The 23,503-nt window shown below is 69.5% G+C and carries 18 protein-coding genes and 2 pseudogenes; 10 read left to right on the forward strand and 10 right to left on the reverse strand.

Annotated elements, in window-relative coordinates:
* Nucleotides 1-72: 72 nt before the first annotated feature.
* Nucleotides 73-2,523: a glycoside hydrolase family 3 C-terminal domain-containing protein gene (locus SSP29_RS46410; RefSeq protein WP_150136258.1), complete on the reverse strand. Its 2,451-nt coding sequence runs from the start codon at nucleotides 2,521-2,523 to the stop codon at nucleotides 73-75.
* Nucleotides 2,524-2,709: 186 nt separating this feature from the next.
* Here SSP29_RS46410 and SSP29_RS46415 point away from each other — a divergent pair, with 186 nt between their 5' ends.
* From SSP29_RS46415 to SSP29_RS52150, 4 genes are all read left to right on the forward strand, one after another.
* Entirely contained in the window at nucleotides 2,710-3,861 is a 1,152-nt protein-coding gene (locus SSP29_RS46415; protein WP_089107037.1) for an ROK family protein, read from the forward strand.
* A gap of 287 nt (nucleotides 3,862-4,148) precedes the next feature.
* A complete protein-coding gene (locus SSP29_RS46420) occupies nucleotides 4,149-4,724 on the forward strand; it encodes a hypothetical protein (RefSeq protein ID WP_089107038.1) in 576 nt (191 codons plus the stop codon).
* A 1,206-nt stretch (nucleotides 4,725-5,930) separates the two neighbouring features.
* Nucleotides 5,931-6,569 (forward strand): hypothetical protein, encoded by a 639-nt coding sequence (locus SSP29_RS52145; protein ID WP_107436420.1) that lies wholly within the window; start codon nucleotides 5,931-5,933, stop codon nucleotides 6,567-6,569.
* Entirely contained in the window at nucleotides 6,566-6,889 is a 324-nt protein-coding gene (locus SSP29_RS52150) for a hypothetical protein (RefSeq protein WP_145969054.1), read from the forward strand. The genes SSP29_RS52145 and SSP29_RS52150 overlap by 4 nt, the downstream gene beginning before the upstream one ends.
* Here the strand turns inward: SSP29_RS52150 and SSP29_RS46425 are convergent.
* The 3 genes and pseudogenes from SSP29_RS46425 to SSP29_RS46440 form a co-directional block, all read right to left on the reverse strand.
* Nucleotides 6,886-7,497 (reverse strand): transposase family protein, encoded by a 612-nt coding sequence (locus tag SSP29_RS46425; protein ID WP_167450178.1) that lies wholly within the window; start codon nucleotides 7,495-7,497, stop codon nucleotides 6,886-6,888. The two genes, SSP29_RS52150 and SSP29_RS46425, sit on opposite strands and share 4 nt — an antisense overlap.
* 864 nt (nucleotides 7,498-8,361) lie before the next feature.
* A pseudogene (locus SSP29_RS46435) lies at nucleotides 8,362-9,133 on the reverse strand (ATP-binding protein); the annotation flags it as partial.
* 301 nt (nucleotides 9,134-9,434) lie between these two features.
* Nucleotides 9,435-9,923: a MarR family winged helix-turn-helix transcriptional regulator gene (locus SSP29_RS46440; protein ID WP_089107040.1), complete on the reverse strand. Its 489-nt coding sequence runs from the start codon at nucleotides 9,921-9,923 to the stop codon at nucleotides 9,435-9,437.
* Between the two features lie 96 nt (nucleotides 9,924-10,019).
* On the opposite strand from SSP29_RS46440, the gene SSP29_RS46445 reads away from it, so the two are divergent.
* Nucleotides 10,020-10,403 carry a tautomerase family protein gene (locus SSP29_RS46445; RefSeq protein WP_089107041.1) on the forward strand — a complete coding sequence of 128 codons (384 nt, stop codon included), beginning with the start codon at nucleotides 10,020-10,022 and terminating at the stop codon, nucleotides 10,401-10,403.
* A gap of 970 nt (nucleotides 10,404-11,373) precedes the next feature.
* On the opposite strand, the gene SSP29_RS59455 is transcribed toward SSP29_RS46445, so the two are convergent.
* The 5 genes and pseudogenes from SSP29_RS59455 to SSP29_RS57825 all read right to left on the reverse strand — a co-directional run.
* The gene (locus SSP29_RS59455) at nucleotides 11,374-11,562 is read right to left on the reverse strand and encodes a hypothetical protein (protein ID WP_218036975.1); all 189 of its coding nucleotides are present in this window, start codon (nucleotides 11,560-11,562) and stop codon (nucleotides 11,374-11,376) included.
* A 711-nt stretch (nucleotides 11,563-12,273) separates the two neighbouring features.
* On the reverse strand, nucleotides 12,274-12,981 hold the full coding sequence (locus SSP29_RS46455; RefSeq protein ID WP_089107042.1) for an SDR family oxidoreductase: 708 nt from the start codon (nucleotides 12,979-12,981) through the stop codon (nucleotides 12,274-12,276).
* A gap of 48 nt (nucleotides 12,982-13,029) precedes the next feature.
* Nucleotides 13,030-13,464 (reverse strand): GNAT family N-acetyltransferase, encoded by a 435-nt coding sequence (locus SSP29_RS46460; RefSeq protein ID WP_089107043.1) that lies wholly within the window; start codon nucleotides 13,462-13,464, stop codon nucleotides 13,030-13,032.
* Entirely contained in the window at nucleotides 13,461-13,958 is a 498-nt protein-coding gene (locus tag SSP29_RS46465) for a YbaK/EbsC family protein (protein ID WP_167450179.1), read from the reverse strand. The genes SSP29_RS46460 and SSP29_RS46465 overlap by 4 nt, the downstream gene beginning before the upstream one ends.
* Nucleotides 13,959-14,285: 327 nt before the next feature.
* Nucleotides 14,286-14,965: pseudogene (locus SSP29_RS57825) on the reverse strand (transposase); the annotation flags it as partial.
* A gap of 73 nt (nucleotides 14,966-15,038) precedes the next feature.
* Between SSP29_RS57825 and SSP29_RS46475 the strand changes: the two are divergent.
* Nucleotides 15,039-15,428: a hypothetical protein gene (locus SSP29_RS46475; RefSeq protein WP_089107045.1), complete on the forward strand. Its 390-nt coding sequence runs from the start codon at nucleotides 15,039-15,041 to the stop codon at nucleotides 15,426-15,428.
* 447 nt (nucleotides 15,429-15,875) lie between these two features.
* Nucleotides 15,876-17,255 carry a cytochrome P450 gene (locus SSP29_RS46485; protein ID WP_275539790.1) on the forward strand — a complete coding sequence of 460 codons (1,380 nt, stop codon included), beginning with the start codon at nucleotides 15,876-15,878 and terminating at the stop codon, nucleotides 17,253-17,255.
* 2,118 nt (nucleotides 17,256-19,373) lie between these two features.
* Here the strand turns inward: SSP29_RS46485 and SSP29_RS46495 are convergent.
* Nucleotides 19,374-20,219 (reverse strand): DUF6544 family protein, encoded by an 846-nt coding sequence (locus tag SSP29_RS46495; protein ID WP_145969055.1) that lies wholly within the window; start codon nucleotides 20,217-20,219, stop codon nucleotides 19,374-19,376.
* 221 nt (nucleotides 20,220-20,440) lie between these two features.
* On the opposite strand from SSP29_RS46495, the gene SSP29_RS46500 reads away from it, so the two are divergent.
* From SSP29_RS46500 to SSP29_RS61050, 3 genes are read left to right on the forward strand one after another with little or no spacing between them, the layout of a single operon-like run.
* Entirely contained in the window at nucleotides 20,441-21,376 is a 936-nt protein-coding gene (locus SSP29_RS46500) for an ABC transporter ATP-binding protein (RefSeq protein ID WP_089107049.1), read from the forward strand.
* A complete protein-coding gene (locus tag SSP29_RS46505) occupies nucleotides 21,373-23,010 on the forward strand; it encodes an ABC transporter permease (protein WP_089107050.1) in 1,638 nt (545 codons plus the stop codon). Before SSP29_RS46500 ends, SSP29_RS46505 begins: the two co-directional genes overlap by 4 nt.
* A gap of 9 nt (nucleotides 23,011-23,019) precedes the next feature.
* A complete protein-coding gene (locus SSP29_RS61050; protein WP_275539791.1) occupies nucleotides 23,020-23,145 on the forward strand; it encodes a hypothetical protein in 126 nt (41 codons plus the stop codon).
* Nucleotides 23,146-23,503 lie beyond the last annotated feature (358 nt).

Consider the following 23,503-nt stretch of genomic DNA (forward strand, 5'->3'; position numbering starts at 1 on the left):
ACCTCTCTGGCGGGATGCCGGCCGCGACGGTGCGACCGGCACGCGTGGTCGTGCGGAGGAGGAACCGGGCGGTCAGCGAGTGACGCCGACGCTGCCGTGCAGGGGGAGCGTCCGCGACGAGGAACCGACCCACACGTCCCGTTTCCCGGTACCGAGTACCCAGGCGTGGGAGGACGTGTTCCAGTACTTCAGCTGCTGGGCGTCGACCCGGATGCGTACAGTCTTCGACTGACCCGCGCGCAGACGCACCTTCTGGTAGCCGCCGAGCGAGCGCACCGCCTGCGGCGCGGTGGTCCCAGGGCTCGCGCCGACGTAGACCTGGGCGACCTCGGCACCGTCGCGGGTGCCGGTGTTCTTCAGGGTGAACGAGACGGTCAACGCGCCGTGACTCTGCCGTACCGCGAGGTCGCGGTAGGCGAAGGAGGTGTACGACAGTCCGTAGCCGAAGGGGAAGAGCGGGGCGGCCTGCTCCTTGTCGTACCAGCGGTAGCCCACGTAGATGCCCTCGGAGTAGTTCTCCTGGTTGCCCACTCCCGGGTACCTGAGCGGGTCGCCGGCCACCGGCGTGGCGGACTCGCTCGCGGGGAACGTCTGCGTGAGCTTGCCCGAGGGGTTCACGTCGCCGTAGAGCAGCCCGGCGGTGGCCTCGGCCCCGTTCTCCCCGGGGTAGTACATGTCGAGCACCGCCTTGACCTTGGACAGCCACGGCATGGTGATCGACGACCCGGTGTTCAGGACGACGATCGTGTTCGGGTTGGCGTCGGCGACGGCGGAGATGAGCCCGTCCTGGTCGGCCGGCAGGGAGAGGTTCTTCCGGTCGAAGCCCTCGGCGCCGTCGTCGTAGGCGAAGACGACGGGGGTCTCCACCTGGCGGGCCAGGGTCACCGCCTGCTCCCGCGCGGCCTGCGCGGCCTGCGGGGTGACCCAGTTCAGCCGGACCTTCGTCGGTCCGCCCTGGATCGCGAGGGCGCCGGCCGCGAAGCTGTGCGCTCCCGCCGTGAGGTGCACCGTGGCGCTGCTGGAGCCCAGGAAGCCGGTGATGACGCTGTTCCCGTCGATCCTCAGCACGCCGTACGCGGCGGGAAGGTCGAAGACGAAGGAGTAGTCGCCGTCGGTGGGCACGGTGAGGGTGCCGCTGTAGTAGAAGGAGGCGTCCGGTGTGACGGGGATCGTGCCGTCCGAGTCGACCTGCAGGGCGGGGCTGAGGGCCGAGGCGGGGATGGGGACTCCGGTGTTGTCGCCGCCGGCCGCGTAGCGCACCGTGGTGTGCGGGCCGGCCCGCTCCGTGATGGTGTCCAGCGGCGAGGCCGCGGAGTCCGGTACGACGTTGGAGCTGCCGCCGCCGGTGACCTTCGGTGTCCTCGCGGTCGGGCCGATGAGTCCGATGCTGGTGTCCTCGCCGGTCAGCGGAAGCGCTTCGCCGGTGTTCTTCAGCAGGACCGCGCCGGATTCGGCCACCTTCTGGGCGACTTTCGCGCCGCCTTTCGGATCGCGTGCGGGCCGCAGGGCCGCCGCACCGTCGAGGAGACCGAATTTCGCCATCTCCTGCAGAATGCGCGCGACCGAATCATTCAGCTCCGAGACCGGAATGGTGCCGTCGGTTATCGCGGTCTTCAGTTCCTCGCCCAGGAAGACACCGCTCGGCATCTCCTGGTCGAGGCCGTTCACGATGTCGGTCGTCGCATGGGTCGCGCCCCAGTCCGACATGACCCAGCCCGTGAAGCCCCACTGCTCCTTGAGGATCGAGTCGAGCAGTTCGTCGCTGCCGCAGTCGTGGCTGTCGTTCACCGAGTTGTACGAGCACATCACCGCCCCGGCGCCGGCCTTGACGGCGGCCTCGAAGGCGGGCAGTTCGATCTGGCGCAGGGTCTGCTCGTCGACGTTGACGTTCACCCCCATGCGGTTGTCTTCCTGGTTGTTCTCCGCGTAGTGCTTGACGGTGGCGATCAGGCCCTGGCTCTGGACGCCCTCGACCTCGCCGGCCACCATGCGGGAGCTGAGCAGAGGGTCCTCGCTGAAGGTCTCGAAGTTCCGCCCCGCGTACGGCACCCGGATGGTGTTCGTCATGGGGGCGAGCAGGACGTCCTGGCCGAGCGCACGGCCGTCGCGTCCGACGGCCCGGCCGAACTCACGGGCCAACCGGTCGTCGAAGGACGAGGCCAGGGCGACCGGTGCCGGCATCGCGGTGGCGTGCTCGTTGACCCGGACGCCCGCCGGGCCGTCGGTGAGCCGCAGTTCGGGGACGCCGAGGCGGGGCACCCCCGGGATGTATCCGGCCTGCCCGAGCGCCCGGGGATCGGTGCCGCCATGGACGAAGGACAACTTCTCGTCCAGCGTCATCCGGCCGATCAGGGCGGCGACGCGGGCAGACACCTTGACGGTCACACCCGCGCTGCCCGCGCCCGAGGCGCCGGGAGCCACGGCCGCGCTTCCGGCCAGTACCGCCGCGCTCACTCCCGCGATCAGCGCCGTACGGCGTAAACGACTACTGCGGCGTCGTACCGATCTCCGATCGAGCTCCATGCGGACTCCTCACCACTGAAGTGCTCGACGATTTATGTCTCCGCTGGACAGAATTCGAGTCAAAGCAGGTGGCTCTATAAAAGATCGAACGTTCAAGGAGGTTAAATTCGCACATTCGATGCGTCAACCCTCTGGAATTCCGTTCTTGCCAGACATAAATTGACGCCCTCACAAGGGAGGTGACACGTGTCTCCACGTGACGAGATCCTGACCCATGTCCGGCGGCACGGGAGCGCGTCGCGCCCCGAACTGCAGACGGCGCTCGGCATGAGCCGTCCGGTCGTCGCGGCCGTCGTCCGCGACCTCCTCGCCGAGGAGTTACTGACCGAGCACCAGGGGGAGAACCGGGGCGGCCGTGGGCGCCCCGGCCGCCGCCTTCGGCCCCGCTATCCGGCGGGCGCGGTCGTCGGAGCGGACGTCAGCCACCGGCATCTCACCGTCGCCGCGGCCACCCTCGACCTGACCGTCCGGACCGAGCGGCGAGTGGCGATCGATGTGGACACCCGCCCGACCGCGGCCCTGGACGTCACGGCCGACGTGATCCGGCAGACGGTCGAGGAGGTCCGGCGCACGGTCGACGGGCCCGTGAACGCGTGCGTCGTCGGCATACCGGGGCCGCTGGACATGAGCAAACGGGCGATCGCCTCGCCCACCATCCTGTCCAGCTGGTCCGGGCTCGATCTGGCGGCCGAACTGGGCTCCCGGACGGGACTGACGGTCTCCCTCGACAACGACGCGAATCTCGGCGCCCTCGCCGAACACCGGCACGGTGCCGCCGACAACCGCGGCAACCTCATCTACGTCAAGGCGTCCGACGGCATCGGGGCGGGCCTCATCGTCCACGGGATCCCGGTCAGCGGCAGCTTCGGGGCCGCGGGCGAGATCGGGCACACCCAGGTGATCCCGGACGGAGACTGGTGCCGGTGCGGCAACCGCGGCTGCCTGGAGACCATCGTCTCGGTCCGCCAGGTGCTCCAGCAGATCCAGCACTTCTACCCGGGCGACACCGACCTGCGGTCCCGCCTGCCGGAGATCGCCCACCACCCGGTGGCCCGGAAGATCCTCGCCGAATCCGGCCGTACCCTCGGCCGCGTCCTGGCCAATCTGTGCGCACTGCTCGACCCCGCGGCCGTCATCATCGGCGGCGAGATGAGCCAGGCCGGCGAGGCGTTCGTCGACGGCGTCCGCGACTCGATCGAACGGCTCGCCCAACCGGGCTTCGACAATCGCGTCCTGGTCGCCGCGTCCGCCCTCGGCACCCGCGCCGAGCTGATCGGGAGCCTCACGCTCGCCCGGGACATCGCCCTGCGGGACGGAGCCCGGCGGGCGGAGGCCTGATCGGAGGCGGACGGCCCGGCGGGTCGTCCTGCGCCCTGACGGCCGGGGCACCACTGGCGGACCTTGGGCATCCCCACCGGCCACCGGTGGCCGTACAACCTCTTCGTCGCCGACAAAGTCAGTGGCTCTGCCTGCAGACAGGATGGGAGCTCGCCGTACCATCGAAGAGCGATCGACAGGTTTCGCGGCGTGGCCTCACGCCCGCGCGTTGCCCATGTGAGCGATCAGCAGTGCGGTCACCGACGGAGTTGGCCCGGGCCGGGAGCTGATGTCAGGAACAGGCAAGGATGAGCGAGCAGAGCAATCCCACCGCCACGACAGGTACGACGGTCGAGGCATTCTCACCGGACAGTTCCACGCTGCGCCGCCGCCACCGGCGGGCGGTGGGGCAACTTGCCTTGTGCGTGTTCGTGCTCGCCCCTTGGACCGTCTACCTGGCCGTTTCGTTGCCCGATCGCTTTGAGGCTCGGTACTGGCCCATGGTGTGGGTGGGCTTCGACGTCATGCTGCTCGTGTCGCTGGCCGGCGCCGGGGCGGCAGTCTGGCTGAGACGGCAGGCCCTGATTCCGATGTCTTTCGTGGCAGCCACACTCCTGGTCTGCGATGCCTGGTTCGACGTTTCCTTGAGCTGGGGGAGAGGCGACGTGTGGGGAAGCGTGGCCTCGGCCGTGCTCGTAGAACTGCCGCTCGCCTTCTTGCTCGTCATGCGCGCGCGCCGGGTGCTGAAGATCTCGGCTCGGCTGGCCTGGCAGCGACTCGGCCTGGCGGGCGAACCTCCACCGCTGTACAAGTTGCCGCTGTTCGTCGCTCTCGCATCCTCAAGCAGCATCCAATTGGACTTGAAGGAAGCCAAGGACATCTGAACCGCTCCGGGTCTGATGGAGGCTCCATTCCCTGAGAGGACCGAGTCATGGAACTACTCGACCGAGTGGTCCGCGATGAAGGCAGTCCGGCAAAGCCGGGCATCGGTCATAGGCAGGGGGCACAGTGAACGATCCGCGCGGGATGCGCGCGCATCAGGCACGGTTGGTCAACCGGGCGCTTGAGGATGCGCAGCGAGACCAGTTCCTCGAGGGTCGGCCTGTTCGCCCCGAATCCACCGGCGTACACCGTCACTCGGCCCCCGGAGCCGACTAGGCCTGTCCGATGGGTCGGCATCAAGCAGTTCCGCTTCTCCGCGGAATCTGTGGACGACACAGAGCTGCTTGCCGCACTGACCAGGCATGCGCAGTTCCGGGACGACCATGCAGGTGATGGGGTGCTTCCGGAGGGGAACCCGGCACGGTCCGTACTGGCTGCGGTTGATCACCCCCGCCTCTACGAGCTCATCGGCCGGGAGATGTCCGTGCAGATCCTGCGGGAGCGGGTGGATCCGCTCTGGGACGTGCCCATCGAGCTGGAGGCGGTTCTGCAGCGCGAGACGGAGTCCCCTGATGGCGGGATTCCGGTTTTGGAGCCAAAGGCTGTGAAAGCGGCGGTCGAGCAGGTGAACAACAAAAGGAGGAGTGGAACCTGGACGTATGGATTGAGCCCCCGGCGTTCGGTGCGACTCGCGCCCGGCACGGCGTCGTCGTTCGCCCTGGCATGCAAGAAAGCGCGGTGGACATCGCCATGGCGATGTCGCCTTGAAAGGAAGAATCCTGTGCATCCCATGGTGAGCCGCCTGACCCAGTTGCTCCCGCCACCCCGGACGGCAGTGGAATCGCTGCCCTGGGAAGAAATGCGGGCCGCGTGCGGCGCGGCGGTGCCGCGCGATTTCAGGGAGTTCGTCGACATCTACGGCTACGGTTCGCTGGACAACGTCATCAGCGTGTTCCCACCTGGTAAATGGGGCCAAGAGATCTCCGATCCCGCCATGAGGGCCTTGCCGTCTGTGGCCGAGGGCGAGCTCAGGACTTCCCAGGGGACGGTGCGGTCCGCCATGGCCTGCCGAGGGGGCACTCCTCAGCTGGGGCACCACCCCGGTCGGCTACGACCTCTTCTGGCGCCGTCGGGGCAGCGATCCCGACCTCTGGCCCCTGGTGGTTGTTGGTCATCGCGCCGGGACTGCGCTCGAACTGCCCTGCACCATGGCGGAGTTCGTCGTCCGCATGCTCGGCGATCCCATCGACCGTCCGGCCGACATCACCGGAATCCCCGGGCACCCGCACTCGCGGTACCTGAATGCCCGGGACGAGGCCGCGCTGGACGACGCCGGGGAGGACCCCTGGGAGTACCTCGACGACTTCCGGGACGCACAGGACGACCAGCGGGCGTCCAGTGCGTCCATCACCTGGGTGGAGGGACCGGGACGGCATCGGGGCGACAACCCTCCCGTACCCCGACTCACCATCCAGGGGTTCGGGCTGGACGGTGACGAACTGTGTGTGTCGGCGACCCTGGACCTCGCGCTGGGCGACCCGGTCACCGGCACCGTGCGGATCGGCGGCCCGAACGGTGGCGTCCTGCGCCTGGCCGGCGTACCGGTCGCCGTGTCGGGCGGTGCCGCAGACCACTCCGCGCTGGACATCCGGTTGTCCGAGTCGATGAACGACACGGGTATGACGTGGCAAGAGCTCTTGGGTGCCATGACCCACGAGTCCGAATGGCGGCTGTCGGTCTCGGTGAGGGATCCGGCCATCGGCGCGGCACGAGCCCGGCACGGCATCGTGACAGGTGCGGGCATGCAGGAGAGCGAGGTGAACCGGGCATGGGGCCAATGGCCGTGAGCCGGAACAGGAGACGTGCCGTCCTGGCCGCTGCCGGTACGGCGACAGCCGGACTGGCGCTCGCCGCGTGGTTGCTGCCGGCCGGAAGCGGCGCCGTGCCGTCCGCCCCGGCTCCCGTCTCCCACATCGACACCGCCACCCGGGCCTGTCTGCTCACCTCGACGGACACGGACACGGCGGGCACCTGGGAGGCGATGCGGCAACTGGCCGACGCGAGCGCCGAACACCTGACCTGGAGGGCCTGCGGGGCACCGCGGGTGGCGCCCTCGGCAAAAAAGGGAGCCCGGTCACGGCAGACGATCTCGATGCCGGGCCGCTAGGCGAGCCAGGCCGCGAGCGTGTCCGCCTCCCGGTCCGGCAGGAGGTCGACCGGTCGACGTGTCTCGACGTCAACGAGCACGGTTCCGTATACACGGCCCTTGCGCTGGGCATACTCGTCCACGCCGACCACGCGGGGTGTGGCGCCGACGGGGTCCGGAAGCGAGGCCATCAGCCTCAGCAGAGTGTTCCGGCTGACCGGAACCTTGAAGGCGTCCGTCATCCGGGCGCCGGCCCGGCCCGCGAGCGCAAGACCGACCGACACCAGCGTCGACCGCAGCCGCTCGGTCCGTCGCCCGAACCTTCGAGTGAGGCCCGGTACTTGCTCGACGAAGGTCTTGCGCTCGCAGGACTCCTCCTCGCAGACGAACCGCCGTACCCGCAACGACACCACAACGAACTTGCCCGCGGTCGGCAAATCGCGAGGAAACCGCAGGTAGGAGCCATGTATTCGTCCCGACCGGCATCCACACCCCGGACAGGCCGCCCGCCCTGCGGTCGTACGAGCCCTGACCCGGACGACCGTGTCGCTCACCTCGACCGACTCCACCAACACACCCTCGACCGAGGAGAACAGCAGCTCGTCCAACTCCGGCAGCACTTCGTTCACGGCGAAGGACTGTCGACCGCACCACCGTCCAGTCGGGCGATTTTCGGGCGAACTCAACCGCCATCACATGAAGATCAACAGTCACTCTGCGTACGCGACCACAAGAAGTGGACCAGAGCCCCGGTTGTGGAGTCGGTTGTCGATCTGCCGGCTCGTGGATGTCGGCGGGAGCCGATGGGAAATGACGGCACTGTAGGTTCCGCGGACGCGGGACGGCCGCTGTCCGTCGGGGCAGTGGGCCGTCGAGTCGGGTAGCGGCGGGTGTGAGACATGTGCGGCCGGTGTGGTGCTACTTGAGGATCTGCAGACTCCAGGTGTCCGCCTCGGGACTGCGCCGGTAGAAGACGTTCGCCTGAACCGGGTCGCAGGTGGCCAGCAGAATGTCTCCCTGGCCGAGCACAACCGTCCGCTCGACTCGTGTGGAACGTCGCCTGCGGGGGCGAAGAACCTCAAGCCGTAGCGAGTGCGGTCCTGGAGGAAGAGGGACGAAGCGAACCGTTCTGATGGTGCTCCGATCCACGCTGCAGAGCTGGCGTTCGTCTTCCGTGACGGACACCAGGCACCACTTGGGTGACATGCTGCGGGACGGGCCGCGCAGGTCCACCTGGATCAGCAGGCCGGTCCGGCCTCGCCGGCGGGCCTTGCGGATGAGATGGCGGGAGCGCCACTTCAACCGGCCGTCGAAGGCGCTGTTCACCTGTACCGCAACGTCTCCCACGCTTCCCCCGTCTGCTGGCCGGTCAGGTCATCGACCGTCCAGGCTGGCACGTTCGCACGGGAACCAGAAGTGCCCCGGCCGGCAGCGTGACCCGGCAGAATCCGTCGGCGACAGCGATAACAGGCCCGCTGGAGCCGGCCGGTCCTGGCAGGCCCTTCGGCCCGTGCTCGGGTGCCGGCAAGGCGGTATGAGTCGGTCCCGGTCTCGGTGATGGTGCCGTTGGAGGTGAGACGGTCCGCGATCGCCGCGCGGAGCTGCGGGCCGGTGAAGGTCTTGGTCCGGCAGCCGTAGGATGCGTTCGAGGCGATGGCGACGCTGTTCTTCTCCTCCCGCTCGGCCAGAACCGGAACGGCAGTTCGGTACCGTGGCGGTCCAGTTCTGTATGTCCCGGCTCGTCGATACACAGGAGATCGGCGGGTCCGCAGCGGGCGGTGGTGTTGTTCAGCTGCTTCTCGTCGGCGGCCTCGACCAACTTGTTCACCCGCTTGTTCACCGGCTTGGCGGCGAGCGTGCAGCGGACGCGGTGGCTCTTCGTCGCGGCCTCGGTGCCCAGGACGATGAGCATGTGGGACTTGCCGGTGCCGCAGTCGCCATTCAGGCGGAGCGGCTGGCTCTTCTTGATCCACCCGCAGCTGGCGGGTGTGCGGACGGTGGCCGGGGCGGCGTCGAAGCCGGAGGGCCGCAGGGACTTCTCCCGCGGGAAGCCGGCTGCCTTGATCTGCCGCTCCGAGCAGCGTCGGGCCCGGTCGTCGTAGTGGGCCACCGGCAGCTCGGCGCGGAAGCCGCGGTAGGTCATCGGGTCCTTCATCGCCCGGTCGGCGGTTTCGGGGAACTCGTTGCGGACCGATGGCAGCCGCAGCGTGCTGTGTCGGTGGCAGCGCCGGCGGCCTGCTCGGCCAAGCCTCGCCGGCGGGGCAGGGGTACGGTGCTTCCCCGCCTGCTCAACCGTGACGGCGAGGACTTCGTCCGAGGCGGTTCGCCATCGCCGGCTTGAACCACCCGGACCGCACCGTGCAGACCCGGGCCCTGCACGCCGGCCTGCGCAGGCGCGACGCCGGCGCCTGCCACCGCGCGTCCTGGCCGCCGAACGCAGGGAACGCGTCCGTATCCGCAGCGAGAAGGGCATCCGCCAGGGCACGCCCCAGCCGCCGGGGTTGCATGATCACAGTGCCCGGCACCGGCTGCGCACGGGGGCGACGCCGGCGCCACGGGGCTCGGTTCAGTTTTGCTCCTCGCCGCTGACTGCGGCTTCGTACGCGAGCAGGGTGTCGATGAACATCTGCCGCTGATCCGGTGTCAGGGGCGCCAGTGCTGTGCGCCATGCGGATGCGCCCGGGGCGAGCCAGGCAGTGATCGCGCGTTGCTGGTCGGCGGCGATGGCGATGATCCGGCGGCGCCGGTCGGCCTCGTCCTCACGCCGCTCCACGATCCCCTTCCGGCTCAGGTCGCCGACCAGCAGGCTCACCGTCGTCGGTGCGACCTGCAGCCGGGCGGCCAGCTCGTTCACGGTCATCGGGCCGTCGAAGAGCAGGTAGGAAAGGAGCGAGAGATGACGGGGAGCCAGCGCAAGGGACTGCAGTGCCTCGGGCACGGGGATCTTCTTCGCCCTGCCTACCATCCGGGGCATGAGCAGCAGCAGGGCCCTGACCGCGTCGTCGACTCCGCTCGCCTGGTCTTCTCCCGCATCACGCGCCTTGGGCGTTGACATCACGCACCCCTCACCATTTAACTTTGTATCCAAAGATGTTTTCTCTGCAAAGTGAACTTGGCCCATGGTAAGCACCGACCCCAACGGAGATTCACCATGCCGCACTTCAGCCTGCACATCCGCGAAGAAACCCTCGACGGGACGGTCGAACCGAAGCTGATCAGCGCTCTGACCGACGCGGTCGGTGCCGTCTACGGCACGCAGTTCCGCCGCCTGGTCGGGGTCGAGTTGGTCGGCATTCCCCAGCGCCGCCGGGGCATCGGCGGCGTCCCGACACAGGACGACGTCCCACTCGTCACCCTCGGCATGCGCGAGAGCGCCCTCCACCTTCCGGAAGTCCCCGACGCCCCCGCCCGACTGGTCGCCGCCATCACCGACGCACTGGTCAGCGTGCTCGGCGAGGACATCCGTGAGCAGATCGTCGTGACGATCGTCGGCGTCCCCCACGGCCGCTCAGGAACCGCCGGCGCGATCGCCTGACGCGCCTGCGCGGGCCGCATCGGCTCTGCCCACCCGGCCCGCGCAGGCACCGAACCGGTAAACGCTGCCGGTCAGAGCCCTCGTGACCGTGCTGCGCAGTGCCGGACTGCGGGCGAGGACACAACGACAGCGGCAGACCCACTCGGTGTTCTCGCTCTCCGAGATGCGCCGGGTGGCCCGAAGACCTGCGTCCACTGCACCGGCTGTCAGTCCAGCGAACGTCATCACCCGTTCCCTGCCGACACCGGCACCCGGAACGGACGCCCCCTCGAAAGAAGTGCGACCTCATGCCCAGGTACTCCGGCACCCTGAAGTGCACCTCGCAAAGACCCGCAAGTGACTGGTCAAGGATGTGCGTGCCTGCGAGGTTGCCGCCGGACCAGACCTGCCGGGACACGGTCCGGGTCTGCAGTGCCAGGAAGATCAGCGAAACAACCAGCCCCAGCAGCCCCCTGACAGCCGGTACGCCTGTCAGCACGGTCCCGGTCCCCCCTCAAGGAAGGGCGGAAGCATTCCCTTCAAGCGTCTGCATCACGACACGAAACGAGTCTGATTGCATGAAACGACTCTGACCGGCCGCCGAGCAGCGCCGGCGCGCTCGGCACCGGCCATCCTGACGGCGGCCCAGATGCACGTCCGCACTTCCGTGAAAGTCACGACCGGGTGAGGCCACGGGCCCGGAGAACTCCGCACGAGGCCCGGCCCTGCATCGCTCGCCCGGGCGTTCTCACCCTGCTCGCGTGCCCCCCCGACGACGCCTGAACTCCACGGGACAGCGAGGCGGTGACGGCGCCGAGGTCCCGGCGAAGAAAGCTGGCCAAGCCTTGCACCGGCTTGGGGCCGGTCCTGTTCGGCCTGGCGGATCCACTCCAGCAGCAGGTATCCGCGCCGGTGCCGGACGAGACCGGCGGACGTGCGGGCGAGGTCACAGCCTTTGGGCCCGGCAGGAAGAAGGTCACAGGCGTGCGGGTCAGGTTTGCCGGATGCTGGAACCCGCCAGGTCCCCGGGTGTGAAGACCGCCGCGGCAATACGGAGATGAGGTGGCAGCGCCGACCACAGCTCGTCGAGGAGGTCGCTGCGGGTCCCGGCAGCGGTGCGGATCTCCGTGAACGGTGCGCCGGTGGCGACCTCCTGCCCGTTCGAGTGGTAAATCGTCATGAGCACTCCCTCGCCGGGAGGCAGGTCGCCGATATGCAGGGCGAGCCGGTTGGTGGCGGCGCGGTCCCCGGCGCTGTGCCGGGCGGCGCCGAACCAGGCCTGGCCGCCTTCGTTGCCCGCCGGCCTGGCGGCCGAGGGCCTGGGCGACGTGGGTCCTCCCGACGCCGGTTGGTCCGAACACAAGGACGGACTCGCCAGAGCGAAGCCGGAGCAGGGCCGCGAGGCCACGGATCCGGGCGGCGGCCAGCTTCGGGGAAGGCACTGAAGCCGAAGCCCTCCAAGGGCGGCCTGTTGCTCGAACTTCGCTCTGCGCAGGCGACGTTCGAGGGCGACGGCGACGGACTCGCGGCGGGCATCTCGTCCTGGCAGCGGACCGGGAGGAAGCCGAGGTGTCCGAGTTCGCCCTTCCGGGGCCTGGACGAGGCGGGCGTCGAGTGTCTCGGGCATCCCGGACAGCCGCACAGCCGCAGGGTCTTGAACGAGTCGCGCAGGGCGGTGGTCATCACGCTCATCGGACGGCCTCCTCGGCGTCACCGTGGTCCTGGTCGTCGTGGACGCCGGACGCCAAGATGGGGATGCCGGCGGCTAACAGGCCCTCGGGGCCGCGCAGAAAAGAGGCGGCTCCGCCGTCACCGGTCCCCAGTCCCGGAACGATCCCGGTCCCGGCGACCAGGATCTCCTTGACGGTGCGGCAGGACGGGCCGCCGGCCGCTACGGGCGCCGGGCGGAAGCCGTCGTGCCGGGAGCGAGTCCCAGGGCCGCCTTGGCCCGCCGGGTACGCTCGTCGGCCAGGACCTCCGTCCGGCCCGCTTCGACGGCGGCGAAAGTCTGCTCGGCGATCGCTTCCGGGGTGTTCTTGGGACCGGTGACATGGGCGGCCATGTCCGTGTCGATGTATCCGCAGTGCACACCGACGACGAGGACGCCGGTGTCGTGGAGTTCGCCGCGGATCCCGTTGGTCAGGGCCCAGGCGGCGGCCTTGGAGGCACTGTAGGAGCCCATCGCGGGGTTGGTGAACCAGCTCGCGATGGACAACACGTTGACGATGGCGCCGGGTGAGTTGCCCATCAGCAGCGGGGCGAAGGCACGGCACATGGCGAGCGTGCCGAAGTAGTTGACCTCCATCTCCGCCCGGGCGGCGTCCAACTCGGGCGCGGCCAGCAGAGGGCTGTCGGCAAGCACACCGGCGTTGTTGACCAGCAAGGTCACATCGGAGCACATCTCGGCTGCCGCGGCCACCTGTTCAGGATCGGTGATGGCGAGACGGACCGGGATCACGCCGGGCTCGAGAACCGACCGCGGGTCGCGGGCCCCGCCGTAGACACGCTGTGCGCCGCGTTGCAGGAACAGCCGGGCCATCACCTGCCCGAGCCCCCGGTTCGCGCCGGAGACCAGCGCCGTCGCCCCCTGGATCCGCATGGCTTCAACCCCCCGTCCCGCCCGGCCGATCCGCCGGCGGCTTCCCGCTCACGTAGTGGACCACTTGAGATGAACGGCACTCTCGTGGAACCCCAGAGTGCGATAGAAGCCGGCCGCTCTGCGGGTCGGCACAGTCACCTCGACGTCCCTCGCCTCCCGGGCCTTTGCCTGTACAGCCCGGACCAGCGCCGAACCCGTACCGCGGCCGCGCACGGGCTCGGCCACGGCGAGCTCGAGCAGTTCGAGGATGGTCCCGCCGGCGAACAGAGTGGGCATGCGCAGCGCGAGCAGGTACCCGACCACGCACGAGTCCTGCTCGGCGACCAGGAACTCGGCGCTGCCCGCCGAGGAGGCCTCGATGATCCGGGGGAACGTGACGTCGTCGAAGACCGCCCGCTCGGGCCGGTAGCTCGTCACGAACCCGCTCAGCAGACGGTAGATGTCACCGGCGTCCGAGGGCGTGGCGTCGCGGACAGCCGTCATGTCGGCCCGTCCGCCGGGAGATCGACGACCGACGCCGTAGCGGCTGCCGGGACGGCGGCCGTGAGCTCCGCCGCTCCGATCTCGATACTGCCGCCGGGCCGACCGCTGCCGCAGCGCACACGTCGCAGGCTGCCGACCGTCCTGCCGAACGCCACGACCGCAGCCCGGTCCGCAGACACGGGACACACTCCGTCCGGCTGCATCCCCGCCCGCGCCGGCCACCCGGCATCTGCAGGAGACAGGTCGTTGCGGCGGATCCCGGCCGTGCGGGCGAGGGCGCCGTACCGCAGCCGTGCATGGCCGGGCGGCGCCGCCGACAGAAGACGGCCCTCGGGAATGACGAAGGCCATGGGCTTGACGGTCCGCTCCAGCGGAACGCCCGACGCCGCACAGACCGCCACCGGGCCCGTCACCTCACACTGCTCGTGCAGCCCGAAGGACACGCCGGGCGAAGCGAGGATCCCCGATGGACCCGTAGGCACGAGAGCGTTCACCGCGCCGAGACTACCGCCCACGGTAAGGGAGTTGATCGCCGTCTGCCGGACAGGAACCGGCCGACGGCGACAACAAGCCGGCCAACGGCGTCGATGACGCCCCGCTGGTTGGTGGAGTACCGACAGATCTTCGAATGCTCAGCGACCACGGGCTCGCGGGCGGGGACCAGAGTGCCGCCCACGATCAGCACAATCTCCCACGCAACCGCCTGCGCTGCCGCAGAGCGAGTAACAGCCCGAGATATCCGATGACCCTGAGGGATGCCACGTAAGCGATCTTCGAAGACAGCGGGATGCACGGCAGCACTGCCAAGGGGCGTGCTCAAGCCGGCGACACTGGCCCGACCGCAGCGGACACTTCAGCAAGAAATCGCGTTCGAAACCACGGCCGAAGTAGTTCCTGTCGCCGATGAGAGTCTGTCGGGGGCGCTCTCGCAGAAGCTCGCATTCGGCTGCCAGGAGGTCAAGGAGGGTCTCGCGTTCCTCGGCCTTGGTCCCGGTCAGGGCGAAGACGATGGGCAGGCCCTGAAGGGTGCAGACCAGGTGCAGGCGCAGGCCCCAGAAGAAGCGGCTGTGGCTGGTGCAGTAGCTGTATTCGGCCCAACCTGCCAGGTCGGAGTGTTTGACGGTCTCGCGGGAGCGGTCGCATTCCACCGGGGTGGAGTCCACGACCCATGCGTCGTTGCTCCACACTGAGGTGGTGGTCAGGATCCGGTTGACGTTTCGCATCAGACCGGCGGCTTGCGCAGCCGCTTGTTGTAGCCGGGCTGCTGAGGCAGGTGGGGGAAGAGGTGGCGCAGGTGGGCACGGGCATGGCGGAGCCATTTGGCCTCGGAGGTGTAGCCGAGTATGGCCTGCATCGTGGCGAGGGTGACCAGTTCGGCATCGCTCAGGCGGGGCGTAATGCCGACCGGCGGGCGCCACGGCACCAGGTCGGGATGCTCCTTCAGCATGTCGTCGGTCGTCGCACAGAGTGCTGTCGCGAGGGTGTCCACGTCGTGCGTCACAAAACGATCTTGGACACCCTCGTTCTCGTCTCCGCAGGCACCCCTTGGACCACACCACCACCAGGAGGAACCAGTGTCATACCCGCAACTGCTCACCCCCGAGGAGAAGCTCGCCGACGCGAAGAAGCTGTTGAGCCTCCCGCGTGTCGTCGTGATCTGCGGCTCCACCCGATTCATGACCGAGATGAACGAGGCCGATCTGCGGGAGACCAAAGCCGGAAAGATTGTCGTCAAACCGGGCTGTGACATGAAGTCGCCGCACGAACTTTGGTCCGATCCTGTCGAGGCCGAGGCGCTGAAGGTTCGACTCGACGATCTGCACCGGGCGAAGATCCGGCTCGCTGATGAGGTGCTCGTAGTCGGCGACTACATCGGAGACAGCACCCGAGCCGAAATCGCCTACGCCCGGTCGCTGGGCAAGCCCGTGCGGTTCACGCACCCCGAAGTCGACCCTGACGCCTGACCGCCCGCTGCCACCTCGACAACCAGGGCCGGCAGCCCGCCGCCTGACCGTCTCACGGTGGCTTCGGCCGCCGCCCACCCCACACCCTCCGCAGGCATCCCTTGGAATTGATCATCTAGTCGACGTACGGGCCGCGGAAGTTCGAGGCATTGGTCTGGCGGGCCTAGGCGATCACGTCGTCCAGCTGCTGCTGCAGGCTTGCGGGGCTGGTGCGCGTCCAGGACGGCCTGGGCCTGGTGAGCAGGGAGCGCTCGTTCTTGAAGGACGCGGCCGCGACGCCGACGGCTAGGGCTGGCCGGTGAGGAATGAGGAGCCGGAGCAGTTCGCTGGGGTGACTGCACTGATGCCCGGCGCCGCAGGTGACCAACCGGCTTGTCCCACGTGGCGCAGGGCACGTTCATGACAGGATTGCGCTGGGGAAGGTTCAGGGCAGTCATAAAGGCGCCCATGACTGCCGTGAAGGGATCACCCGTGACGTCCACTGCGCCTCCCCCCATACCCCGGGCCGCAGGATCGTTTCCGCTCATCGGCCACGCGCTGAAGATGCGCGACAACCTCGGCTTCATCGACTCGCTGCGCGAGACACGGGAACCACTCGTCGAGATCATCCTGCAACCAGGGACGCGCACGATCGTGGTCCAGGACCCGGCCCTGGTCCACCAGATGCTCAAGGCCCTGGGACCCAGCCTCGACAAGGGCCGGCTCTACGACAAGCTGGGCCAGCTGCTGGGCGACAGCGTCGTCACCGCCACTGGCCGCGACCACGTACGCAGACGCCGCCAGCTTCAACCCGCGTTCGCCCACACCGAGATCAGCCGGTACGTCGACCTCATGCGCGCCGAGGTGACGGCCACCGTCGCCGCCTGGGAGCGCGGGCGGCCCCTCGACGTACACGAGGCGATGGTCGGGCTCAGTCTCGACATGCTGGCCAAGACGGTGTTCGCTGGTAGCCTCGATGACGCCGTCTTCCGCCGGCTGCGCAGCGACGTGTCGGTGGTGATGAGCGGCGTCGGTTTGCGCATGATGCTGCCCGACTGGGCCGAGCGCCTGCCGCTGCCCTTCAACCGCCGCTTCGACCGGGCCCGGGCCGGGGTGCGCGCCACCATCAGCACCGCCGTCGACGAACTGCAGGCCTCCGGGCACGACGCCGGGGACATGCTCTCCATGCTGCTGCGCACCATCGACGAGGAGACCGGCGAGCCGCTGACCGGGCATCAGATCTGCTCCGAGATCTTCCTCCTGGCCGTGGCGGGCACCGAGACGACCGCGTCCTTGCTGTCCTGGACCCTGTACGAGCTCGCCCGCAACCCCGGCATCGAGGCCCGGGTCCTGGCCGAGCTGGACGAGGTCCTCGGCGAACGGCCGGTCGCCTTCGACGACGTGGTCCGGCTGCCGTACCTGGACCGGGTGATCACCGAGACCCTGCGGCTGCACCACCCCGGCTGGCTGGTCACCCGCCGCACCACTGAGGAGACCCGGCTCGGCGAGTGGACGCTGCCCGCCGGCACCGAGCTGGCCTACTGCCAGCACGCCATGCACCGCGACCCCGAGCGCTTCCCCGACCCGCTCACCTTCGACCCGGACCGGTGGACCGACGCCGCTCAGGAGCCTCCGCCGGGCGCGTTCGTGCCCTTCGGGGACGGCAAGCACAAGTGCATGGGGGACCGTTTCGCCCTCACTGAAATGGTCACGGCGCTCGCGACGATGCTGCGTTCGGTACGGCTGGAACTCGACGAGGGCCAGGTCATCGGCCAGGTCGCCCGGCTCACCGTACGGCCGCGCGCCCTGCGGATGACCGTCCGCCCCCGAGCCGGGGTCGGCCTCTAGGGCCTGTCTGACAATTCCCGTCGTCGCCCGGAGGGCGGCCTCGCGGCGTCAGGTGCGTGCTCTCGGCGTGCCGGGCGTAGGCCCTCGTACTGGACGTACTTGGGTCTGCGCCCGGTGCGGCGAGAGTGCGTGCATGGCGTCGCGAGGCAGACGGGAATTGTCAGACAGGCCCTAGCGCGTGTCTCTTGCGGCACAACTGTCAGGGACAGTGCCGGCGGTGCCATCCCCTCGCGCGCGATGCCCATCAGCCTTAGTGCGGCGAAGGAAGAGGATGCCGGCCACTGGTGCGTGCCCAAGACGGCCTGGGCGCTGGTGAGCAGGGAGCGCGCGTTCTTGCGCAAGTGTGGGTTGTTGTTGGTGTGGTGGGGGGGGTGTTTTGGCGTGTGTGGGTGGAGTTGGCGGGGTGGGTGTTTTGGTGTGTTGGTGTGTGTGTTGGTCTGTGGTGTGGTGGGTGTGGTGGGAGTCCTGCGATTGCGTGGGGAGTTCTGGTGGTGGCCGGGGTGTGTGTTGTTCCTTGGGTGTTTTGTGTCGGTGTTCTGCTGGGGTGTGTGGTGGGGGGTCCGGGTCTGGCCGGTTGTTGTGGGGTGTGTGGCAGTGGGTGCCGGGGGCCGGCTCTCGTGGTGCCCGGGTCCGGCGTCCTTGTGGTCGCCGAGTCGGCTGCTCTGCGTGTGGCGGGCAGTCAAGTCGCTGTGGTGGGGGGGGGGCTTGCAGGGACAGGTCAGCTGATGCCCGGCCCGGACGGCCATGACCGGTTTTGGCGGCGGCTGGCTGGCTTTGTTCCGGTTGTTGTGTTTCGGTCCTGGCTTCGCTGTCGGGGTCGGCTGCTGGCTGTGTCTGGCCGGTGTCCCGGTCCGTCTGGCCGGTGCCGCTGCTGTGCTGGCGGAACTCGGTCCTGTCGCGTGGCCGGACGTGGTCCTGTGCCGCACCGGCGTCGGTGCTGTGGCCCGGGTCATGGTCCGTAGGGCCGGCGGGCACCGGGTTGCTCTGGCCGGGGGAGGGGATGGCCTGCATGCCCTGGCCCTGCTGTGCTCGCGGAACTCGGTCCTGGCCCGCGTGGTCCGCGGTTTCGGGGAAGGCTGCCGTATCCGCCGCCCCGGACTGTTCCTCTTGTCCTGCTGGGGGGGCTGCGGGACTGTGCCGTCCATGACCGTGCCGGGCGGGATTTTGGCCGCTGGTCAGCTTCGTCGGTGCCCGTGGTGCCGGTGTTGTTCTCGCTGCCGTCACCTGCCTTGCCCCCGGGCCGCACGCATATGTCACCGTCTCCGCCGCCTGCAGGGCCAGGGGCTGCGGATGGCTCCGTGTCCTGATCGCCGATGGCTTCGCGCGCTGTTTGAACGGCGCCTTCGCCGGCCGGGCGGGAAGTGTGCCGGCGCCCGTCCCTGGCTCTGTCGGCGATGCCGAAGTCTGCCTTGCCCGTGTCGCCGTCACCTGCACCCGCCGTCGCCTGCACCCGCCGTCGCCTTGGCCGGGGAGTCCTTTCCTGGGTCTGCGGCCGCCCGGAGGGTGCACCGCTGGGTTGGGGCCGCTCTGGGTGCTTGTCGGACGGGGGGTCGCGGTCGGGTGGTCTGCCGTCGTGAAACCGGCCTGCCGGGAGGGCGTGCCGGCCCCGGGGCGGCCGTGACGTGTCGTCATGGAGCGTGTGTGTGGGGTTGCGTTTCGCTGATGGGGATTCTTGAAAAGGACCAGGGCTGCTCCTCGCCTCACTCGATCACGCCCTCAAGCAAGTGGGGGAGTTTGGCGAGCACCGGACCCGGTGAGTCGCCTGGAGAACGCAGCCGACGGGACGTTGGACGCCCTGCGCACCGCAGAGCAGGCTTCAGTTTCGGCAGCAATCAAGGTGTCGCTCACGGCCACTGGCATCTGGCACCGCTGCCGCCCAGCGTGCCCTTCGCGGAGCAGCAGTTCGCCGCCGTGCCCCGGGCGGAGCAACTCATCGTGCCCGCACACGGACAAGCCGTACTCGCGGAGAATATTCGTCAGGCGATGCGCAGCTGACCACTTCACGTCCTGAGCGGCCCACCGGCCGAGGAGGTAGGGCTCCGTCTCACGGGGCTGCCGCACGGCGTGGTGCAGCGTCGGTTCCCTGTCTCCATGGCCTGTCGGCGGGCGGCCGCCGCCTCAGCCGGGTGCGATGTTGTAGGTCACCGTGCCGGGCATGAACCGGCCCTCGATGTAGGGGAACGGCCCGTCGGGCAGATCGTAGACGGCCTTGGCCGGGCCGGGCAGCGGCCGCTGCGACGGGGCGGTGTCCCAGGTCGTGACCGGGGTCCTCCAGCGAGCCAGGGCCAGGCCGCTCGGCAGCGTGGCGTAGCGGTCGGCGTGGAAGTCGACGGGAGCGCCGCGCTCGTCGAGGAACACCCGTGCGGTCACGGACTGCGCCGCATCGGTGAGTGTCACTTCGAACGAGCGGTCGTCGACCGCCGCCCACGATGCGGCAGGGCCGAGGAGCATCGACGGTGCGAGCAGGACGGCGTCGTTGAGATAGGTGATCAGCTCGCTGTGGTCGAACTCCTCGCCCTTGCCGTCGGCCACGGGGACGAGGTTCATCAGCTTGACGAGCATCCGCCCGCGTCCGTGGACGTACGTGTCCCGGCCGACGACCGGTACCAGGTGTGCGAGGCGGATCCGCAGGACGAAGACCCGGGCGATCTCGACGGCGGAGTTGTACTGCCACGCCTCCGCCGTTGCCCAGTCGGCGTCGGGCCGCATGCGGAAACGGCCGACGAAGCGGGCTCGGAACGACCAGTCGCGGGGCCTGCCGACGACGCCCATGAACCGCATGTAGCGCTGCACGGCGTCCGGCAGCCCGACCAGGTCGGCGTCGGTCACCACGCCTTCGGGGTGACCGGACCGCAGGCCGGCGGCGGCGACGTCCGCCATCAGCCGGTCGTGGAGGCGGTCCTTCGGCCGGAGCGGGTCCTCCCCCACACTCCCGCGGCCTGCTCCTGCGCGTGTGCTGATCATCGGCCCTGGCTCTCTGGCGTGATGCCGCCGTGCGCGGCACCACCTCCATGCGACGCCTTGGGGGACCCGGCGGACAAGTACCGTGAGTCCCGCCGCCCGGGACCGGTGGTCCCCACGTGCCGCCTGCCCGCCCCTCAGGACGATGGGCCCGGGACCCGGGACGGTTCGGCCCTACCCCGAGGCCGCTTTGTGCGTGGATGCTCGCCATGAGGTGAGCGGACGTGAATGCGACGATCTCGGTTTCCGGACTGGTCAAGGGGTTCGGTGCGACCCGGGCCCTCGACGGTCTCGACCTGACGGTTGGGACCGGGGAGGTGCACGGCTTCCTGGGGCCGAACGGCGCCGGCAAGACCACCACGCTCCGGGTCCTGCTGGGACTGCTGCGCAGGGACGCCGGGGCGGTTTCCGTGCTGGGCGGTGATCCGTGGCGGGACGCGGTCTCGCTCCACCGTCGGCTGGCGTTCGTGCCGGGGGAGGTGAACCTGTGGCCGAACCTCACCGGGGGCGAGGTGATCGACCTGCTGGGCACGTTGCGCGGGGGCCTCGACCACAAGCGCCGGGCCGACCTGCTGGAGCGGTTCCAGCTCGACCCGGGCAAGCGGTGTCGCGCCTACTCCAAGGGCAACCGACAGAAGGTGGCCCTCGTGGCGGCCCTCGCCTCCGATGTCGAGCTGTATCTCCTGGACGAGCCGACCTCCGGCCTCGACCCGCTGATGGAGGCGGTCTTCCAGGAGGTGGTCCGGGAACTGCGCGGGGCCGGCCGGAGCGTGCTGCTGTCCAGCCACATCCTGTCCGAGGTGGAGGCGCTATGCGACCGCGTCACCATCATCCGCGCGGGCCGGGCCGCCGAGTCGGGCACCTTCGACGAGCTGCGCCATCTGACCCGTACGACGGTGACCGTCGAGACCGCCGAGCCGATCGACGCGCTGGGCGAGGTGCCCGGGGTGCACGACCTGAGCAGGGACCACACCCGTGCGCGGTTCAGTGTGGACCCCGGTGAACTGGGTGAGGTGCTGCGGCGCTTGGTGACGTTCGACGTCCGTACGCTGACCAGCTCGCCACCCACGCTCGAGGAGCTGTTCCTGCACCACTACGGGGACGACACCCGCGCCACGGACGCCTCGGACGCCGAAGCGGGCCTGGGGAGTTCGCGATGACCGGGCGGACGGCCGGGCTGACCGGCACGGTCGCGCTCACGCGGCTCGCGCTGCGGCGCGACCGGTTCACCCTCTCCGCCTGGGTTCTCGGCCTGAGCGCCTTCATGGCCGGTATCACGGCCATGAGCGTCAGCGGTCTCCCCACGCGCCAGGACGTGATCGAACAGACCGAGCTCATGGCGGGCAACGCGGCGATGCGCATGCTCGGCCTGGCCTCCGGCGCCAGTGTCGGCGGTTACACGCTGGTCCGGGGCTATCTCACGCTGGCGGTGCTCACGGCGCTGATGAGCACATTCGCCGTGGTGCGGCACACCCGCCAGAACGAGGAGACCGGGCGCGCCGATCTGGTCGGCGCGACAGTCGTGGGGCGGTACGCGGGGCTCGCCGCGGGAGTCGTCGTCACGGTCGGCGCGAACATCGTGCTGTCGGCACTGCTGGGCCTGACGATGATCGTGAACGGTCAGCCGATGGCGGGCTCGGTCACGGCCGGCGCGTCGGTCGGCGCAGTGGGCATCGTGTTCGCCGGTGTCGCCGCGATCGCCGTACAACTGTCGTCCACCACGCGCGGGGCGAGTGGTATCGCCTCGGCGGTCCTCGGGCTCGCCTTCCTGCTCAGCGGCGTCGGGAACATGCTCGGCCGGGCCGACGCGAGCGGGCTGCGGGTGGTCAGTGCCTGGCCGTCCTGGGTGTCCCCGATCGGCTGGGGCCAGCAGATGAGGCCGTTCGGCGGCGACCACTGGTGGCCGCTCGCGCTGTTCGCCGCCCTTTTCGCCGTCCTGCTCGGCGTGGCCGGCGCGCTCGTGCGCCGACGTGATGTCGGCAGGGGCATGCTCCCCGAGCGGCGCGGCCATGCCGAAGCCGCGCCCGGGCTGCTCAGCCCGTTCGGGCTGGTCTGGCGGCTGCAGCGCGGCGCTCTGCTCGCCTGGGCGGTCGGCATGCTCGGTTTCGGCCTGGTCCTCGGCGCCATCGGCGGCGAGGTCGCGGACATGGACGGCTCGGCCCGCGACTGGTACACGCGTGTGGGCGGCACGGACCGGATCGTCGACGCCTATCGCACCTCGATCATCGGGATGGCCGGCATGGCCGCCGCGATCTACACGGTGCAGATCCTGCTGCGTATGCTTGCGGAGGAGACCGAGGGTCGTCTGGAGCCCGTCCTGGCGACCGCGGTGAGCAGGGCACGGTGGGCGACGGGCCACATCATGAACGCCGTACTCGGCGCCGCCGGGCTCCTCCTGCTCTTCGCGGTCGGCATGGGAGTAACGGCCGGCCGGACGCTGGGCGGAGGTGTCGCCGCCCAGCTGGGCGGCCTGACGACGGCCGCGCTCGCCCAGCTGCCGGGGATCCTGGTGCTCGGCGGTGTCGTGGTCGCGGTGGTCGGGCTGCTGCCCCGGTGGGCCGGCCCGGTCTCCTGGACCGTGCTCATGGCGTCCGTCCTGCTGGGCCCGCTGTTCGGCCCGAGCCTGAAATGGCCCCAGTGGGTCCAGGACCTCTCGCCGTTCACCCATACCCCCAAGGCACCGGCCGCCGCGATCACCATGGCCCCCGTCGTCACCCTCCTCGTGGCCTTCACCGCCCTCGCGGTGGTCGGCATCGTCACATCCCGCCACCGCAACCTGGCCCTCCCGGCCTGACCTCCCGACGTGGCGGGGACTCTGGTGGGCCTGCCGCAGATCTTCCGTGAGGTGTGGCTGAAGGAGGATGCGGGCCTCGCCGCTGCCGCGCTGCCCGTCCAGGAGGCGTACGCCCGGCTGGCCCGGCCGTACTGAGCGGCGGTGCGCGGCACCGAACGGCGAGCGGACGTATTCGGCGGGATCGCGTCGAGGCTGCGGGGTGCGGCGCTTCCCCACCCTGCAGCCTCGACCCACCCCATGAGCCGTCAGCTGGCGCCTACCCGCTCATGAACGGCTCGAAAGTGTGGCTGACGCACCAGGTGTCCAGCGCGACACCGGAGCACAGCCGGAGCCCCGGGTGCCCACGCAGCCGCCGATGTCGCGCCGGAGCGCCCAGAAGGAAAGCGTTTGCTCCCGAGGTCATGGTCGACGCACGTCCGTCTGGGGAAACAAGCTGAGCGACTCTGATGACAGCCAGAGCACCGGGTGGGGAGATTCAAATATCGCCATCATC

This window comes from Streptomyces hyaluromycini (assembly GCF_002217755.1).
Taxonomy (GTDB): domain Bacteria; phylum Actinomycetota; class Actinomycetes; order Streptomycetales; family Streptomycetaceae; genus Streptomyces; species Streptomyces hyaluromycini.